Annotated in this window: 19 protein-coding genes and 1 pseudogene; 6 read left to right on the forward strand and 14 right to left on the reverse strand. The window is 64.2% G+C overall.

The genetic code is table 11. The features are described from left to right. Positions 1–542 (reverse strand): LOG family protein (locus B2Z70_RS07710; RefSeq protein ID WP_292982256.1); only part of this gene is annotated, 542 nt, incomplete at its 3' end. Positions 543–724: 182 nt separating this feature from the next. On the opposite strand from B2Z70_RS07710, the gene B2Z70_RS07715 reads away from it, so the two are divergent. Then, positions 725–1,861 (forward strand): hypothetical protein, encoded by a 1,137-nt coding sequence (locus tag B2Z70_RS07715; RefSeq protein WP_009801748.1) that lies wholly within the window; start codon positions 725–727, stop codon positions 1,859–1,861. Positions 1,862–1,879: 18 nt separating this feature from the next. Here the strand turns inward: B2Z70_RS07715 and B2Z70_RS07720 are convergent, their stop codons facing one another. Continuing rightward, complete coding sequence (locus B2Z70_RS07720) at positions 1,880–2,224, reverse strand: ArsC/Spx/MgsR family protein (protein ID WP_292982258.1); 345 nt, start codon at positions 2,222–2,224, stop codon at positions 1,880–1,882. A gap of 96 nt (positions 2,225–2,320) precedes the next feature. On the opposite strand from B2Z70_RS07720, the gene B2Z70_RS07725 reads away from it, so the two are divergent. After that, complete coding sequence (locus tag B2Z70_RS07725; protein WP_292982260.1) at positions 2,321–3,550, forward strand: serine hydrolase domain-containing protein; 1,230 nt, start codon at positions 2,321–2,323, stop codon at positions 3,548–3,550. A gap of 17 nt (positions 3,551–3,567) precedes the next feature. Here B2Z70_RS07725 and B2Z70_RS07730 read toward each other — a convergent pair whose 3' ends face one another. The 5 genes from B2Z70_RS07730 to B2Z70_RS07750 all read right to left on the reverse strand — a co-directional run bounded on the left by B2Z70_RS07730 (position 3,568) and on the right by B2Z70_RS07750 (position 9,906). After that, entirely contained in the window at positions 3,568–3,987 is a 420-nt protein-coding gene (locus B2Z70_RS07730; protein ID WP_292982262.1) for an MAPEG family protein, read from the reverse strand. Between the two features lie 87 nt (positions 3,988–4,074). Beyond that, entirely contained in the window at positions 4,075–5,217 is a 1,143-nt protein-coding gene (gene ispG / locus B2Z70_RS07735; RefSeq protein ID WP_009801752.1) for a flavodoxin-dependent (E)-4-hydroxy-3-methylbut-2-enyl-diphosphate synthase, read from the reverse strand. Between the two features lie 104 nt (positions 5,218–5,321). Continuing rightward, positions 5,322–6,194: a helix-turn-helix domain-containing protein gene (locus B2Z70_RS07740; protein WP_009801753.1), complete on the reverse strand. Its 873-nt coding sequence runs from the start codon at positions 6,192–6,194 to the stop codon at positions 5,322–5,324. Positions 6,195–6,266: 72 nt separating this feature from the next. Then, positions 6,267–8,570 (reverse strand): phosphoenolpyruvate--protein phosphotransferase, encoded by a 2,304-nt coding sequence (gene ptsP, locus B2Z70_RS07745; RefSeq protein WP_292982265.1) that lies wholly within the window; start codon positions 8,568–8,570, stop codon positions 6,267–6,269. Positions 8,571–8,670: 100 nt separating this feature from the next. Next, on the reverse strand, positions 8,671–9,906 hold the full coding sequence (locus B2Z70_RS07750) for an aspartate kinase (RefSeq protein WP_292982266.1): 1,236 nt from the start codon (positions 9,904–9,906) through the stop codon (positions 8,671–8,673). A 170-nt stretch (positions 9,907–10,076) separates the two neighbouring features. On the opposite strand from B2Z70_RS07750, the gene ubiG reads away from it, so the two are divergent. Then, a complete protein-coding gene (gene ubiG, locus B2Z70_RS07755) occupies positions 10,077–10,847 on the forward strand; it encodes a bifunctional 2-polyprenyl-6-hydroxyphenol methylase/3-demethylubiquinol 3-O-methyltransferase UbiG (protein WP_292982267.1) in 771 nt (256 codons plus the stop codon). Between the two features lie 2 nt (positions 10,848–10,849). Continuing rightward, positions 10,850–11,566: a ZIP family metal transporter gene (locus B2Z70_RS07760; protein WP_009801757.1), complete on the forward strand. Its 717-nt coding sequence runs from the start codon at positions 10,850–10,852 to the stop codon at positions 11,564–11,566. Between the two features lies 1 nt (position 11,567). Here the strand turns inward: B2Z70_RS07760 and B2Z70_RS07765 are convergent, their stop codons facing one another. Genes B2Z70_RS07765 through B2Z70_RS07780 form a run of 4 tightly spaced genes read right to left on the reverse strand, consistent with a single transcriptional unit; the run spans position 11,568 to position 13,934 of the window. Then, complete coding sequence (locus tag B2Z70_RS07765) at positions 11,568–11,996, reverse strand: DUF1178 family protein (RefSeq protein WP_292982270.1); 429 nt, start codon at positions 11,994–11,996, stop codon at positions 11,568–11,570. After that, on the reverse strand, positions 11,993–12,832 hold the full coding sequence (locus tag B2Z70_RS07770) for a carbon-nitrogen hydrolase family protein (RefSeq protein WP_292982272.1): 840 nt from the start codon (positions 12,830–12,832) through the stop codon (positions 11,993–11,995). Before B2Z70_RS07770 ends, B2Z70_RS07765 begins: the two co-directional genes overlap by 4 nt. Beyond that, positions 12,829–13,098 carry a glutaredoxin 3 gene (gene grxC / locus B2Z70_RS07775; protein ID WP_009801760.1) on the reverse strand — a complete coding sequence of 90 codons (270 nt, stop codon included), beginning with the start codon at positions 13,096–13,098 and terminating at the stop codon, positions 12,829–12,831. The genes B2Z70_RS07770 and grxC overlap by 4 nt, the downstream gene beginning before the upstream one ends. 53 nt (positions 13,099–13,151) lie before the next feature. Then, positions 13,152–13,934 carry a ComFC family protein gene (locus B2Z70_RS07780; protein WP_292982274.1) on the reverse strand — a complete coding sequence of 261 codons (783 nt, stop codon included), beginning with the start codon at positions 13,932–13,934 and terminating at the stop codon, positions 13,152–13,154. Between the two features lie 107 nt (positions 13,935–14,041). Between B2Z70_RS07780 and B2Z70_RS07785 the strand changes: the two genes are divergently transcribed. Next, positions 14,042–14,860 carry a methyltransferase domain-containing protein gene (locus B2Z70_RS07785; protein WP_292982276.1) on the forward strand — a complete coding sequence of 273 codons (819 nt, stop codon included), beginning with the start codon at positions 14,042–14,044 and terminating at the stop codon, positions 14,858–14,860. On the opposite strand, the gene B2Z70_RS07790 is transcribed toward B2Z70_RS07785, so the two are convergent. Genes B2Z70_RS07790 through B2Z70_RS07800 form a run of 3 tightly spaced genes read right to left on the reverse strand, consistent with a single transcriptional unit; the run spans position 14,857 to position 16,499 of the window. Beyond that, positions 14,857–15,123, reverse strand: coding sequence for a Flp family type IVb pilin (locus B2Z70_RS07790; RefSeq protein WP_256377099.1), 267 nt, complete (start codon positions 15,121–15,123; stop codon positions 14,857–14,859). The two genes, B2Z70_RS07785 and B2Z70_RS07790, sit on opposite strands and share 4 nt — an antisense overlap. After that, entirely contained in the window at positions 15,021–15,446 is a 426-nt protein-coding gene (locus B2Z70_RS07795) for a (deoxy)nucleoside triphosphate pyrophosphohydrolase (protein ID WP_292982278.1), read from the reverse strand. Before B2Z70_RS07795 ends, B2Z70_RS07790 begins: the two co-directional genes overlap by 103 nt. A gap of 60 nt (positions 15,447–15,506) precedes the next feature. Then, the gene (locus B2Z70_RS07800) at positions 15,507–16,499 is read right to left on the reverse strand and encodes a peptidylprolyl isomerase (RefSeq protein WP_009801765.1); all 993 of its coding nucleotides are present in this window, start codon (positions 16,497–16,499) and stop codon (positions 15,507–15,509) included. 116 nt (positions 16,500–16,615) lie between these two features. Between B2Z70_RS07800 and B2Z70_RS07805 the strand changes: the two are divergent. Beyond that, positions 16,616–17,130, forward strand: a pseudogene (locus B2Z70_RS07805) (preprotein translocase subunit SecA); the annotation flags it as partial.

Here is a 17,130-nt window from a genome sequence, read left to right on the forward strand (position 1 = left end):
TCGAAGGCTTCGAACTTCTCAAGCAGCTCTTCAATGGTCTCGCCCCGCACCAGCATGGCGCGGTGCTTGTCGAGCAGGAAGCCTTCCTCGGTCATGTGATCGATGAAGCCGAGGAGCTTGTCGTAATAGCCGCTGACATTCAGAACGCCGACGGGCTTCTTGTGACGCCCGAGCTGGGACCAGGTCCAGACCTCGAACAGCTCCTCCATCGTGCCGATGCCGCCGGGCATGGCGATGAAGGCGTCAGAGGCTTCCGCCATCATCAGCTTGCGCTCGTGCATGGAGGTGACGATGTGCATGTCCTGCACGCGCGGATGAGCGATCTCCTTCTGGTGGAGAAAGTCAGGAATGACCCCGTACACCTCGCCGCCGGCATCAATGCAGGCGTCCGCCACAAGGCCCATCAGTCCGACCTGTCCGCCGCCATAGACCAGGCGGATATCGTTTTGAGCCAGTTTGACGCCCACCGCTTTCGCTGCGCGGGCGTATTCAGCTGCGGCGCCCGGATTGGAGCCGCAATACACACAGATGGATTTTTTCATACCCAAGGATTTAACGCTGTCGTCTGACGGCGGAAAGTCTTTTGTATGCATGGCCGGGATGCGGGAACAGCAGCGCCAGAATAATCCCCTCATGAGAGATTTTTTCTCTTTGAGATTGTGATTCACCGCCTCCGAATATACGACTCCGGGTAGCGCGATTTACGCGCACAGGGAGATACATCATGCAAATCGATCACCACGAAGGCCTCTCGCCGGCGGAATTCGCCATGCAGGTCATTGAACGGCTCAATGCGCGGTACGGCATCAGGCTGGACTCCGTCCTGACGAACCCGGCGCTCAGCCTGTCCCAGCGTCGCCGTCAGGCCCAGATGATGCTGATGGAAGCGGCGCTGGAGCAGGTCGCGCGCACCGAGGCGGACAGCAATCTCGATCCCTCCGAGCTGGCGCCGGAGTTCGAAGCCATGCTCAAGGACGACGGCGACGCCGTCGAGATCGAGCCCAACTACATTGTCTCAGAGCACAATGCCGAGGTCATCGCCACCTATCGCGGTCAGGACGTGTATGACTATGTCTTCACGCTCACCAAGCGCTTCGAGAACATGTCCGCCGCCAAGAGCGAAGGACAGCTGGCGATCGAGATCGTCGCCGGCGGCCTTGTGTCTGTCGGCACGCCCATGGCGTTCTACACGATCAAGGCGCTGCGCGGCGGCGCCGCTCTCCTCAGTGCTGTGAAAACAGGCGTGACCTCGCTGGGCATGAAGACGGCGGTCGCGACCGTGATCATCATCCTGGTGGCGTTCCTGTTGTATCTGCTGCTCGAGAACCCGAAGAAGATTCTCGGCATCGTCATGAACAACACCGATCAGAACTTCGTCGTCAACAACTGGCGCAAAGGGCTGGATGGAGAGAGCGGATACGATCTCTACATGGCGCATGGCGAGATGAAGTCCTTCATGCAGGACAACCAGACCGGCGATCTGGATTCGCCCAAGGTCCAGCTCAAGTCACGCTTCTTCTTCGCGCCGGGAGACCCTGACAACTCGGTTTGCGTCGGCGTCTTCTTCGCCGATCGCAATATCGGTTTCCGCGGTTCGGAAGGCGTGATGGTCTTCACCTCCAAGGAGACGACCGATCTGAGGATCGCCCTTCAGTTCGCTGTTCCCTACACCAAGGATAACGGCACCAACATCAAGACGCTCGACAAGGCCCCGTCCGACATGGATGCGCTTTTCCGCGACATGTACAACAATCGCGGCGTTCACATCGCCCGCACGGAAAAGGGCTATCGGCTGGAATCCACGGTCAATGACGCCCGCGGCGGCGTGGTCGCCCTGATCGGCTGCATCACCCAGCTTTGATCCTGCCTCGGGCTGGCGTCAGTCTGACGTCAGCCCGTTCAGCACATCCTGCGACCAGCCGACGGTGACCGCGTCAGCATTCTCGATCACCGGGCGCTTGATGAGAGTCGGAGTCTCGATCAGAAGGCCCGCCGGATCGGAGTCTGCACGAAGGCGCTGCGTCTCATCCAGGCCGCGCCAGGTGGTGGAGCGTGTATTGATGAGCGCCTTGCCGCCAACCGCCGCCAGCCAGACCGGAACCCGATCGGCCAGATCCGCCTCGGCGCGAATATCGATGAAGTCATGGGCCACACCGGCAGCCCGCAGAGACTTCACAGCCTTTTTACAGGTATCGCAGTTTTTTAGTCCGTAAATCCGGGGCATGACTCATCCCTTGTAACGTATACGTCTCTGTTCATCGCCGGGTCGGGCCTTTCAGGCAAGGCTGGCCCTGCAGCAGGGCAATCGCTGGGAAAAGACATGCCATCATCACTCAAGTTTGCGCTCAAGCTGGTTCTGGGCCTCGCCCTGATCGCAGCAGGCTGGACGTTCATCGCCACGCAATGGGGCTGGAAGGCGCTGCCCGATGCGCCCGCGCCCACTGTGGAGATCCTTGACGCACGGTTTGAAGCGGCGGGTCTTGAAGCGGCCAATGTGCTTGAAACGGCGCGTCAGCGTCTGGGCGTGCCCGCCATGACAGCCGCGGTCGCCGTGGATGGCGAGCTGGTCTGGGCGGCGGGTTCGGGCTGGTCGAATGTGGAAACGCAAACCCCCGCAACACCCGACACCCTCTTCCGCATCGGCTCCACCTCCAAGGCGATGACCTCCACAATGATCGCCCGACTTGTGGATCAGGGCGCTCTGGCGCTTGATGACACGGTCAGCGATCACCTGCCCGACGCGCCGAACCCGGACTGGAACCTGATCCGACTCGATCAGCTGATGTCGCACACGGCGGGTTTTCCCGGCTATGAGAACAATTCAGACTGGCCGGACGCCTACGAAACCCTGCGCATGAAGCGCCAGTTCGATCATGTTGAAGACAGCCTGATGCTGGTGGACGACGCCCGCCTGCTCTCTGCGCCGGGCGAAAGCTTCTATTACAGCTCGTTCGATATCGTTCTGGCAGCTGTCCTGGCCGAGCGCGCCGCGGGCGAGGACTATGCCAGCCTGCTGGAGCGTGAAGTGCGCGCGCCGCTGGATCTGCAAACCCCCGTCCTGGCCAATTCCGGCCCGGAGCCAGACACCCTGGCGCGCTTTTATGAGAGCCGCAATCAACGCCAGGTGCGCCCACGCGGCGCGGTGAATGTCAGCCAGCGCTGGCCGAGCGGCGGGCTCTACAGCCGTTCGATCGATCTGGTGCGCGTCGCCAGCGCCTGGCTGGATGACGCCTACATCTCCGAAGCCACTCGCGAACAATTCTGGACGCCCATGCGTCTGAATTCCGGCGAAGTGAATGAGCAAAGCTATGCGATCGGCTGGCGGGTGAACCCGCAAAACACCACCCGTTTCGGCGAGGATGCACCCGTGCGCATCGTCCACCATGGCGGGGTCAGCCGCGGCGCGATGAGCTGGCTCATCCTCTACCCTGAGCTGGGCATGGCCGTGGCGCTGAACATCAATACCGAGACCGATGAGTACGGTGATTTCTCCAGCGTCGAGCCGGAGATCACGCGCCTGTTCGCCGAGGCGGCAGGCCGGACGCCCTAAGGCGCCCGGCAGCCCGCTTAGACCATCAGGGCGAGCAGATTGCGCACGGCCATCACGATCAGGACGATGCTCGAAAGGCTGAACAGCACGAACCGCACGGGCACGAAGTTCACCGTCGCCTGGAAGATGCTGTGCGCCACGCGCAGGATCACATAGGCCCAGGCCAGTCCGATATTGAGCGGGTCTGCAACGCCCACCAGATGGCTGTAGATCGCCAGGGCGTAGAACACGACCGGCTGTTCGTGCAGATGGTTGTAGTTGTCGGCCACCTGACGCACCGAGCGCGGCAGCACGTCGAGCTGGGATTTTTCCTTGAGTTCGGCGGGCTTGAGCCCGGCCTTCTGCATGGCAGGAATGCGCGTGGCGTACATCCACAGCCACATGATCAGCGTCCAGCACACCAGCATCAGGACTGGCGTCATCATGGATTGAAACATCGTCTACTCCCCTGTAGGGCCGCTCTGATGGCGGCTCGGGGAGCAGCTAAGCGCAAGCCGGACCTGCTGGAAAGCGTAAACTGGACGCTATTGCGCGGCGGCTTCGGCCGCTTCACGTTCGGCCCGCATCTTCGCGGCCTTGTCCTCGACCGCTTCGACGATGCGCTCGATCATGGTCTCGTTGGAGACCTTCTCGTCCGCCTGTCCGGCGAAGTAGAGCATGCCAGAACCCTTGCCGCCGCCGGTGAAGCCGAGATCGGTATAGGCCGCCTCACCCGGTCCATTGACCACGCACCCAATGATGGACAACGAGATCGGTTCGGAGATGTGCTCGAGCCGCTGTTCCAGCGTCTCAACCGTCTTGATGACGTCAAAGCCCTGACGCGCGCAGCTGGGACAGGCGATGATGTTCACGCCGCGCGTGCGCAAACCCAGCGATTTGAGGATGTCGTAGCCGACCTTGATCTCCTCGACCGGGTTGGCGGACAGGGAGACGCGGATGGTGTCCCCGATCCCGGCCCACAGAAGCGATCCCATGCCGATCGAGCTTTTCACCCCGCCCGTGCGCAGGCCGCCCGCCTCGGTGACGCCCAGATGCAGCGGCGCATCGGTGGCTTCGGCAAGCGCCTGATAGGCCGCCACGGTGAGGAAGACGTCGGACGCCTTCACAGAGATCTTGTATTCGCGGAAATCGAGGTCTTCGAGGATGCGCGCATGATTGAGCGCGCTTTCCACCATGGCTTCCGGACAAGGCTCGCCATACTTCTCCAGAAGCTCGCGCTCCAGAGAACCCGCATTGACACCGATCCGGATCGAGCAGCCATGATCGCGGGCGGCGGAGACGACTTCCTTCACCCGATCCATGGACCCGATATTGCCCGGATTGATCCGCAGGCAGGCCGCGCCCGCCTCGGCGGCCTCAATGCCGCGCTTGTAGTGAAAATGGATGTCGGCGACGAGCGGAACCTTTGCGGCCTTCGCGATCGTCCGGAAGGCGGCGGTGGAATCCGTGTCCGGGCAGGAGACGCGCACAATGTCCGCGCCCGCGTCTTCCAGCTGACGGATCTGGTTGATCGTGGCGTTGGCGTCCGAGGTGGGCGTGTTGGTCATGGACTGCACCGAAATCGGCGCATCGCCACCCACCGCCACATTGCCCACATGGATCTGACGGCTCTTGCGACGGTCAATCATCCGCCAGGGCCGCACCTTGGTGTGGTCTTCAACCGCCATGTCGCCGCCTCGCTTGGCAGAGGGTTTCAGTCTCACTGGGATATAAGCATTCAAGCGGGGTCACGCGAGCCCCGTTCCTGCCGCCGCCTCACACAAGTGCAGTGTTAGCCTGCTTCCGTTTCCCGAAGCGCGGTCAGCACGAACTCGGCGGCCGAGACATTGTCGACTGCCTGACCCGGCTCGCCCAGCGGGCCGAGCGGACGTCCGGCGGCGCGCACCAGTACGGCGCCCGCATCATTCGTGGAAATCGTAAGGCCCGGCTCATCGGGCGCGCGATAGAGTTCGCCCGGTTCCAGCTCGCGCGCGGCGAGGATGCGGCCAGACGCGTCCCGCACTTCAATGTCGACCCGACCGCCCGCTTCCAGAACCAGCGTATTGCCGGCATTGGCGTCCGGCAGGCCCGACCAGATGGCGGCGCGGCTCGGCGCAGAGGCTTCCAGCTCGACGAGCGGGGCTTCGGCGCGCATGAGCGCATCCATCGGCGCCGCGGCGCCGGCGAAGGCTTCAGCCCGGGTGACGTAATTGCCATACCAGCCGGCCGCGACCACAACGCCGCCCAGAATGAGTACGGCGCCCACAAGTCCGCGCGGCAGCTTGATCTCGCGGCGTTCCTGCGGCGCGGTCGGTTCGCCCCGGCCGGCGTCGCAATCCACTTCCGCCTTGAACTGGCGCACACAGTCCGCGACGTCGAGCCCGAGGAAAGCGGCATAGGTGCGCAGATAGCCCACAGCATAGGCCTTGGACGGCAGACCGCGCGGGTCCATCGTCTCCAGGGCGTCGAGATAATCGCGCTTGATGCGGGTCCGGGCGGATGCGCTGTCGAGGGTCAGACCGGCATGGGTCCGGCTCAGGCGCAGGCGTTCGCCCAGGCTGACGCCTTCAAGCGCCGGCGCCGGCGCGCTGAACACCGCGTCAACAGGGACGTACCCTGTCTCGTCAGACATCGGTTCGTAATCGCGCATCTTCGCGTTCGCCATTTTCTGCGTCACAATGGACGCTCCCTCTAGTGTGGCGCCCCAGCCTCACACAAGGTTATTCAACCAAATGCTTTAGTTTTTATCAACAACTTCTCGCGGCAATCCGATTTCTTTTCCAGCGCGGAGCATGCGATCGCGCAAGGAAGCAGGTCCGATTGTCGCGCCCTGCAGAATTTCAGCGTCCAGCCAGGGCGTCAGAAGGCTGAGGTCACACCCCGCCAACGCCTGCTTGACCGGCCCGATCGATCCTGCCGCCATGGAGAGGCTGCGATACCCCAGCGCCGCCAACACGCACGCCTCCAGCGGACGCCCCGCCAGTTCGCCGCACACATTCACGGGCTTGCCAGAGGCGTCACACGCTTGCCTGACATCTTTAAGCAAGCGTAACGCAGGTGCGCTGATCGGGTCGTAACGGTCTGAGACTCGGGGATTTTGACGGTCCGCCGCGAAAAAATACTGCATCAGGTCATTGGCGCCGACCGAGACGAAGTCGGCCAGTTCCAGACAGGCTTCGGGCGCAAACGCCACAGCCGGTGTTTCCAGCATCAATCCGACGCGCAATTTCTCCGGCGCATCATGCCCGTGGCGTTGCGCGAGATCGAGCTCACGCTCAAGAACGTCACGCGCCGCCGCCAGCTCTTCGGCCACCGAAATCATCGGGAACAGGACATTGAGCGTCCGCCCGCCGGAGGCCCGGACCAGGGCGCGCAGCTGGTAGCGGGTCAGCGCAGGGCGGTCGAGTCCCATGCGCAAGGCCCGCCAGCCCAGAGCCGGATTGGGTTCACGCATGGATGGAATGAAGGGCGTGACCTTGTCACCGCCCAGGTCCAGCGTGCGGAAAACCACGGGCTTGTCGCCCGCGGCCTCATACACGGCCTTGTAGAGCTCGATCTGCGCGCTCAGGCGCGGCAGTGTGTCAGCCACCATGAACTGGAACTCGGTGCGGAACAGGCCCACGCCCGCAGCGCCGGTATCCTCAAGCCGGTTCATCTCCACCAGCAGACCCGCATTCATGCCCAGGCTGAGCTCCTGGCCATCTTTTGTCCTGGTGGGGGCGTCGCGCAAATGCGCGAAGGCCCGCTGGCGCTCCACCAGGGCGGCGATCCGCTCGTCATAAGCCGTTCGGACTTCCTCATTGGGGCGCACATGCAGCAGGCCGAACTCACCATCGAGAATGACGCTATCGCCTTCCTCCACACGATCAAGCGCGCCATCGAGCCGGCCCACCATGGGGATGCCCAGCGCCTTGGCCACGATGACGGCATGGCCCGTGACCGAGCCTTCCTCAACCGCGATGCCCGCCAGGCGTGAGCGATCAAACTCCAGCAGCTCCGCCGGACCGACAGAGCGCGCGACGATGACGGCGTTCTCGGGAAGACTGTCTTCCTCCGCCTCCTCGGTGCGCGCGAGATGGCGCAACAGGCGATTGGCGAGATCTTCAAGATCGTGAAGGCGTTCCTGGAAGTGCGCATCCCGCGCCTTCATCAGGCGCGCCCGGTGTTCGTTGCGGACCCGTTCAACAGCGGCCTCGGCGGTCAGGCCGGCCCGGATCGCCTCGCCCAGCTGGTTCAGCCAGCCCCGGTCATGGGCGAACATGCGATAGGTCTCGAGCACTTCGCGCGAGGGCGTACCGATCGGCACGCGACCTGAATCCAGCAGCTGATCCACTGACCGGCGCAGGCGGGTGATCGCCTCGTTCAGGCGCGCCTCCTCAGCAGCGGCGTCATCGGCCACAAGGCGCGTCGACAGGACGTGAGGCTCGTGCTTGACCGCCACCCCGCGCACCACGCCCGCGGACAGGGCCAGCCCCTGAAAGCGTTCAGGCTTGGACAGGCGCACTTCAAGCTCGGCGAAGCCTTCGGCCTGCACCAGCTCGCCCGAGGTGACGATCTCGGCCAGCAGCATGGCGACGGTCTGAAGCGTCTCGATCTCTTCTTCGGTGGTCGGACGCACGGCGCCGGTCTGGGCGGTCAGAACGCCCACCAGACGACCGCCGCGCAGGATCGGCACGCCGACAAAGCTCTTGAACGGCTCTTCGCCGGTTTCAGGCTTGTAGGAGAAGCTGGGGTGGGACGGCGCGTCCTCCACGGCGAAGGGGCGCGCCCGGCGCGCCACCTCGCCCACAAGGCCCTCGCCGGCATGGAGCCGCACCCGGTGCACCGCCGAGGCGTCCAGACCATGGGTGGCGGACAGCTCCAAGGCGCCCGAGGGGCGCACCAGATAGATCGAGCACACATCCGCACCCGTCTCTTCCGCGATGATATCCGTCAGCCGGTCGAGGCGCTTTTGCGCATCTTCCTGGGCCGCCATCAGGTCACGGATACGGCTGAGCAGGCGGCGCGGGCCGCGCGCGGTGGACAGGCTTTTGGGCGTCATGGCGTTCTGTCAGGCATCCTGTCTGGGGCCGTCACAAACGGGGGCGCACCCGGTCGAGTCTGGCATTCTGGCGATAGAGGCCTTGTTAAAGGGGGGTTCGTCAAGCCTTGGACGGCGCCGAACCCAACCTGTAGGCGGCGTGAAGCGCACGCACAGCGTGTTCAAGATAGTCCGCGTCCACCAGGGCCGAGATCTTGATCTCGCTGGTCGCGGTCATGCGCACCGCGATCCCTTCCCGCGCCAGAACGCCATAAAGGGTGCGAGCGACATCCGCCCGCCCCCGCAGACCGGTCCCGACAACAGACACCTTCGCCAGTCCGGTCTCAGAGCGAACGTCTAGACCGTTCGGACGCGCCGCAGCTTCGGCCGCGGCCAGGGCGCGCGGCAAGTCCCGCCCCGCCACCGAGCACTCCACCACGGAGCCGCCCGAGCGCGCGCGGGCCTGGACGATCATGTCCACATCCACATCAGCCTCGCCCAGCGCCGCAAACAACAGTTCGGCGGCGAGCGGCCCTTCTCCGCCATGAATGGACAGGCGCGCCTGATCGCGCACATAGGCGACGCCGGAGACAATCCGTTTCTCTGCGATCTCCGCCTCGGGCGTCACTTCGGTCCCGGCGCTTTGCCCGGCGGGCAGGAAACTCGATTTCACGCGGAGGGTGACGCCCTTGGCCTTGGCGTATTCCACAGACCGGGTCTGCAGCACCTTTGCGCCCATGGCCGCCAGCTCCAGCATGGCGTCATGACTGATGCGCTCGACCCGCACGGCCTCGGGCGCAATACGCGGATCAGTGGTGAAGACACCGTCCACATCCGTGTAGATATCGCATTCCGCGCCCACAGCCGCCGCAACCGCCGCCGCGCTCAGATCAGTGCCGCCGCGCCCCAGCGTGGCGAGCCGTCCTTCGGCGTTCAAGCCCTGATAGCCCGCCACCACCGGAATCACGCCGGCGCTCATCATCGCGTCGAGCTGTTCGCCATGAATGTCGGTGATCTTGGCGCCGCCGGGCGGGCCTTCGACAAGGATGGGCAGGCTCCATCCCATCACGGCTTGGGACTGGAAGCCCTCGCGCTTGAGCGCCAGGGCCATCAGCGCCGCGCTCGCCTGTTCACCCGCCGCGAGGACCGTATCGGTTTCAGTTTCGCCCAGCCCCCCACCCAGCGCTTCGGCTGCGCCCAGCAGGCGATCCGTCTCGCCCGCCATCGCCGAGACCACCACGGCGACCTGTTTGCCGGCGCGGGCTTCGGCCGCGACGATGGAGGCGGAATGGGCGATGCGTTCGGGATTGGCCATGGAGGTGCCGCCGAATTTCAGCACGAGACGCGGAGCGGTCATCAACATCCTCCAAAGACAAAACAATCAGCAGGGCAAATGCGGCAAACGGCGCAACGGGGTCGATAATCGCGAGCGATGGGACCATATTGCGGCGCGATTGGTACAAAACCGGCGATATCAGCGCAAATGCGCAGAACCGTTCATGCGCCGGCATGTGTAAGGAGCCCGTCATGGCCCAGGCCGAAGCCCCGACTGCCTTGTCCACGCCGTCGATCGATCCCGAAGAGGTCGAGAAGTTCTCCCGTATCGCCGGGGAATGGTGGGATCCGAAGTCGAAATTCGCGCCCCTGCACAAGTTCAACCCCGCGCGACTGACCTATATCCGCGACATATTGAGCCGGCATTTCAAGACCGAAGGGGCAGAGCCGCTCAAGGGCCTGAAGGTGCTTGATATCGGCTGCGGCGGCGGTCTGGTCTCCGAACCCATCGCCCGCCTCGGCGCCTCCGTCACGGGCGTCGACGCCGCAGAAGCCAACATCAAGACCGCGCTCGTGCATGCCGAGGAGAACGGCCTTTCGATCGACTATCGTCACGGCACGGCCGAGCAATTGCTCGAAGACGGCGGGCCGGAGCAATTCGACGTCGTGCTCAATCTCGAAGTGGTCGAACATGTCGCCAACCCGGATCAGTTCCTGCGCGATTGCGCGCGCATGGTGAAGCCGGGCGGCATGATGATCGTCGGCTCGATCAACCGCACGCCGCGCGCCTTCGCCACCGCCATCTTCGGCGCCGAATACGTGCTGGGCTGGCTGCCGCGCGGCACCCACCGCTTCAGCAAACTCGTCAAACCCATGGAAGTCCGGGCCGCTCTCAAGGCAGAAGGTCTGACCGTCATGGAGCCCGTGGGCGTCAGCTATAACCCGCTCAAGGATGTGTTCTTCATCACGTCTGATTCCGGCGTCAACTATCTGATGGGATCGGTGAAGCCGGCGACGTCATAACCATGACGACTGAACCGCTGTCTCAGGCCATTCTCTTCGCCTTGCTCGCCGGGGCGACCATCCCTCTGGGGGCGGCGCTGGCGCTTTGGGACAAGGTCCATCCCAACTGGATGTCAGGCGAGCTGCGCCATGGCGTGATCGCCTTTGGCGGCGGGGTGCTGGTGGCGGCGGTCGCGCTGGTGCTGGTGCCTGAAGGCGTTGATCTGATGCCGGGCTGGATGGCGCTCGCGGCCTTTATTGCAGGTGGAATCTGTTTCTTCTTCATCGACCGCACGCTGGGTCGCAGCGGCAAGTCCATGGGTCAGCTCATGGCCATGCTGGTGGATTACCTGCCCGAAGCGATCGCGCTTGGGGCCATGCTGGCGACGGGAGCTGAAGCAGGGCTGCTGCTGGCATTGCTGATCGGCTTGCAGAACTTCCCAGAGGCCTTCAACGCCTTCCGGGAACGCGCCGCCAGCAGCTCTGAAAGCGCCATGAAGACCTATCTCCCCTTCGCGCTCATGCCGCTCCTGGGCCCGATCGCCGCGGCCCTGGGCGTGATGTTCTTCGCCCCCAATCAGATGGTTCTGGGGGCGCTGATGGTGTTCGCGGCAGGGGGCGTGCTGTTCCTGACCTTCCAGGACGTGGCGCCGGATGTGAAGCTGGAGAAAAGCTGGGCGCCGCCCCTGGGCGCCGTGCTTGGCTTCGCGCTCGGGCTCGCTGGCGACATCTTCCTCTAGGCTAATTCGCCTTCTTCGGCGGGGTCGGTGCAAAGGGCGCAGGCAGCGGCGCGCAGGGCACGCCCTCCTCGCTCAGCTTTTCACGCTCTTCAGCGGTTGTTTCGCCATAGATGAGGCGCTCAGGCGCATCACCCTTGTGAATGGCGCGGGCCTCGCGGGCGAAATCCTCGCCCACATAGTCGAAATTGGAGCGGATATGGGCCTGCACCTGACGCGCCAGGGTTTCAAAGTCCGGCGCGCTGTTGGCGGTCGCCTCCGTCTTGCGCGCAGTCCTGACCGACGGCGCCATCAACTGCTTTGAAACCTCAGTGGAGCCGCAATGCGGGCACTCCACCAGACCGCGGTCCTTCTGGACGTCATAATCGTCTGAATTGCGGAACCAGGCCTCAAACTCATGCCCGTCCGCGCAAGCCAGCGCGTAGCGGATCATGGACCCGTGAACTCCCGATCATTGCTCAGCGACGGAATACGAGAGCGCGCCGCCTCGACTTCATCAAGGTCGATCTCGGCATGGAGCACGCCCGGCTCGTCATGATCAAAGGCCGCGACGATCTCGCCCCAGGGACCGATGACCATCGACCGCCCCCAGGTCTTGCGGCCATCCTCATGCTTGCCGCCCTGGGCGGGGGCGAGGATGAAGCTGCCGGTCTCGATGGCGCGGGCCCGCAGCAGGGTTTCCCAATGGGCCCGCCCGGTCGGACGGGTAAAGGCGCTCGGAACAGAAATCATCTGCGCGCCCGCCTTGGCCAGACGGCGATAGAGCGCGGCGAAGCGCACATCGTAGCAGATGGTCAGACCCAGCCGGCCGCCCGCCGCCTCGGTCAGGACGGCGCGGTCGCCCGGGGCGTAATTGGTGGATTCCGAATAGGTCTCGCCTCCGCCCAGCGCCACATCGAACATGTGGATCTTGTCATAGGTCGCCTTGAGCGCCCCGTCCGGGCCAAACAGGTGCGAACGATTGACCGCGCGTTCGCGTCCATCAGAAGACGCGCCGCCCTTGAGCGCCATGGAGCCAATCAGAAGATCAATGCCGAGGGAGTCCGCGAGATCGGCGAAGCGCACAATCGCGGGCTCCACCTCGGGGGTGTGGATCTGCTGAAACAGCTGATCGGCGTCCTTCTGGACCAAAGTGGTGGTCTCAGGGGTCAGCACGAATTTTGCGCCTGCAGCCGCCGCTTCGCGGATCAGGGCTTCGGCGTCATCCAGATTGCGTTCCGGGTCGACGCCGGAACGCATCTGGATCAGGGCGAGTTTAACGGCGCTCATAGCGCTCCTTCATTCCGCAGCAGGTCATCAAGCTTGCCCGCATTCTCCATCGCCATCATCTCGTCGCAACCGCCCACATGGGTGTCGCCGATGAAGATCTGCGGGAAGGTGCGGGCTCCGTTGGCGCGATCCACCATTTCCTTTTTCTTCTTCACATCAAAGCCGGCGTCAATCTCGTCAAAGGAGACGCCCTTCTTTTTCAGAAGCGAGACGGCGCGCACGCAGTACGGACACATCGGACGGGTATAGATCGTGACGGCGGCCATGAGGCCCTCCTTGTCTGTTCGTTCGGGGGGAGCGGCTCATCCGCATTCGCCCCTTATTTAAGCGGGTCGACGGGTTTCACAACGCACGCCAGCGTGATCGCGGTCACATCTTCGGCGCCGGCGCGTTTCAGAACCCTTGCGCAAGCCTGCAAGGTTGCGCCGGTCGTGTGCACGTCGTCCACAAGGACAAAACGCCGCCCCTGCAGGAAAGGTTTCGCCGCTTCACGCACCGTGAAGGCGCCCGCCACATTGCGTCGCCGCGCCTTGGCGCTGAGCCCGCCCTGACTCGGGGTCGGACGGCTTCGAGCCAGCACATGCGGCTCCACCGGCAGGCCAGAGCTGTGCGACAAGGCCCGCGCCAGCAGGAAAGACTGGTTGAAGCGCCGCTTGCGCAAACGGTGCGCATGAAGCGGGATGGGGATCAGCGCGTCCGCGCCCGCTCGCATCATCCAGCGGCCAAACACGGACACCCCGTCCGTGCGGCCAGCATGCTTGAGCATCAGCACCAGACGACGGCTTTTCTCGTCATAGACAAAGGCGGCGCGACTGATCCGGCAGGGCGGATTGTCTTGTCCAGCGCACGCCCCGCACACGGCGCCCTTCCCGATGGGATAGTCAAACGGCCGGCCGCACCTCGCACACCAGGGCGCATCCAGAAACCGGACCTCACGCCATGCCGCGGGCGACAGCTCGCCCGGCGCAGTGACCGGCTCGCCCGTCACCGGGCAGAGCGGGGGCCAGACCAGATCCGCACACACCCGCCACAGCGCCAGGGCTTTGCCTCTCAGCGTATTGGGTCCATATCTCGAGCATGAGCCCGGTGACGCTGATTTCATCCAAACCCGTCCCTCAACCCGAGGGCGGACCACCCGCCCTCTTTGACCGGCGGCTCCTTGTCCGTCGCCGGGATCGCGCCGCGCACGCGTTTCAAGACTACGACTTTTTGCATGCACGCGCTGCAGACGATCTTCTCGATCGCGTGGAAAGCGTAACGCGCGACTTCGACACCTGTCTGGTGCTGGGCGGCGGCGGCGCAATCGGACGCGCGCTCGCAGACCGTCCCGGCGCCCGCAGCAAGATCAATCACCTGATCGAGACCGACCTGTCGCCCAGGATGGCGCGGTTGAGCGATCAGACCGCCGTGTGTCTGGATGAGGAAGCCCTGCCCCTCGCGCCGCAGAGTGTGGATCTGGTGATCTCCTGCCTTAACCTTCACTGGACCAATGACATCGTCGGCGCCCTGATCCAGATCAATCATGCGCTCAAGCCTGACGGCTTCTTCGCCGGCGCGCTGCTGGGCGGGGCGACCCTGACCGAACTGCGCCAGAGCTTCCAGAAAGTCACCGATGAAGACCCCGCGCCCCGACGCGTCTCCCCCTTCGCCGATACGGTGGACATGGCGGGACTTTTGAGCCGCGCCGGCTTCACCCTGCCGGTGTCGGACGTGGACCGGGTGAAGGCGCGCTATGGCAATTCCTTCGTCCTGATGCGTGATCTGCGCGCCATGGGGGAAACCAATGCGCTGTACGACCGGCCGCGGACACCAGGCACCAAGAGCCTGTTCGTGAAGACCGCTCAGGCCTATGCCGAAGCCTTTGCGGAAGAGGATGGAAAAGTCCCCGCGACCTTCGAGATCATCCATTTCGCGGGATGGGCGCCGCACCCGGACCAGCCCAAGCCCAAACGCCCCGGCTCGGCGCAGGTCAGCCTGGCGGACGCGCTCGGCGTCGCCGAGCACAAGACCGGGGACAAGGCGGGCTAGCCGCCCGCGCCGCCAGAGGCCGTGCTGATCGTATTGCCGACCGTCTGCAAGAGCGCCCAGAGCTGATTGCCGAGCAGTGAGACGGCGGTGATCACCACCACGCCGAGAAGCCCCACCAGCAGACCGTACTCGATGGCGGTGGCGCCGCTTTCGTCAGCAATCAGCCGACGCGCGCACCGACCAGCCTGTCGCGCAATTCCGCCGCGAGCGGCTTGTCGGCCGGAGGCATCGGATACTCGCGGAACTGATCGGTCCGAACCCAGGCGATGGCCTGACCTTCGGTCGGGCGAATGAACCCGTCCCAGCGTCGACACACGAAAAGCGGCATCAGGAGATGTCCGCTCGTTTCGAGCTTTTCCGACGCAAAGGCGAAAGGCTGCAGACATTGCTCGCATGGCTCGATCCCCAGCTCCTCACGCAGTTCGCGCACCAGAGCCTGCTCAGGGCTTTCGCCCGGTTCCACCTTGCCGCCCGGAAACTCCCAGAGCCCGGCATGCTGTTTGCCTTCAGGGCGCCGGGCCAGCAGCACGCGACCATCCGGATCAACCAGCGCGCACGCCACCACAAGCAACAGGTTCGAACTCATATCAGTAAGCCAGTCTGGTTAAAGCGATGTGTGGAGACAGGGTATATGGGCCATTAAGGCCTAGGGCGCATCCTGTCCCGGCGCCTCTTCAGGCGTATCGATATCCTCTGGCGCGACCGCGCTGGGCTCGGTCGTGCGCAAGGCGCTTGGGGCGCGGCCCGCAACCCGGGTGACCGGATAGCGCTCGCGCAGCACTTCGAGAAGATCGTCAATACCTTGCAGGGTCAGGAAGCGGACGATGTTGGGACGCACCTCTTCAAGGCTCTCGCGCGGTTGAAGACGACGGTCCATGACCTGCAGGACATGCCAGCCATATTCGGTCTCGAAGGGGGCGCTGACCGCGCCCTCATCCGTCGCGAACGCCACCTGGGCGAAGCCCGGCAGAATCCCCGTGCGGGTGAAGTACCCAAGATCACCGCCGCTGAACCGGGTGGCGAGATCGCGGCTGACCTGTGCGGCCAATTGTCCGAAATCACTTCCCTCCGCCAGCAGCCGGGCGACCTCGTCGGCCTCCTCACGGGTCTCCACAAGGATATGTCGCGCCCGGATCTCCTCGGTGCGCGGCGCAAGCCGGCTCTGCTCTTCATAGACCAGCTCGACCGCCTCATCGGTCACCGCGGAGGCGATGGCGTTCTCAACCAGGATATTGCCCAGGATCCGCTCTTCGGCCGCCGCCAGGCGCAATCGGGCTTCCTCGTCGTCCTGGACATCGCGGGCAACCGCTTCCAGCGCCAGAAGCCTCTGGTCGATGAGGTCTGACAGGGTGTCGCGAAACACCTGATCGGAGGGCATGAGCGCCTGCGGGGTCTCAGTCAGCCCCAGCGAGACGGCTTCTCGACGCACATCGTCCACAGTGATGATCGTCTCGCCCACCCGGGCCGCAATCTGCGACTGATCGACATCACGCTGCGCGATGAAGCGCAGTCCGGCCTGGGAAGCGCTGGCGTTCCGAGGCTGTGATTCTTCAGCATCTTGCGGGCTGCAGCCCGCAGCGAACGCAGTCGTGATCACCGCAGCTGCTACAAGCAGACGGCGGGCTTGATTGACAGTCAATCAGGGCCTCCTTAAGTCACCAGTGACCTTCTACGACGTCAGAATTGCGCCCCGGCTCCGCCGAGCGCGTTCAGACCGTCTTTTATTCATTGTTCGCCCGTCAAGGCAGATACGTCATGCTCAACATCGCCCGCAAGCTTTTCGGCTCCTCCAACGACCGCGAGATCAAGCGCATGCGTCCCATCGTGGACCAGATCAATGCGCTGGAGCCAGACTTTGTCGAGCTTGATGACGCGGCGCTGGCGCAAAAGACCGTCGAATTCCGCGAACGCCATGAAAACGGCGAGAGCCTGGACAAGCTGCTGCCCGAAGCTTTCGCCGCCGTTCGCGAAGCCGCCAAGCGCGCGCTCGGCCAGCGCCATTACGACGTCCAGCTGATGGGCGGCATCGTGCTGCACCGGGGCAATATCGCCGAGATGCGCACCGGTGAAGGCAAGACGCTGGTCTCCACCCTCGCCGCCTATCTCAACGCGCTGCCGGGCAAGGGCGTTCACGTGGTGACGGTGAACGACTATCTCGCCCAGCGCGACTCCGAGTGGATGGGCCGGGTCTTCGCCAAGCTGGGCATGACCACCGGCGTGATCATCCATGGCATGAGCGATCCCGAGCGTCGCGCCGCCTATGGCTGCGA

Source organism: Oceanicaulis sp. UBA6590 (assembly GCF_002433705.1).
Lineage (GTDB): Bacteria > Pseudomonadota > Alphaproteobacteria > Caulobacterales > Maricaulaceae > Oceanicaulis.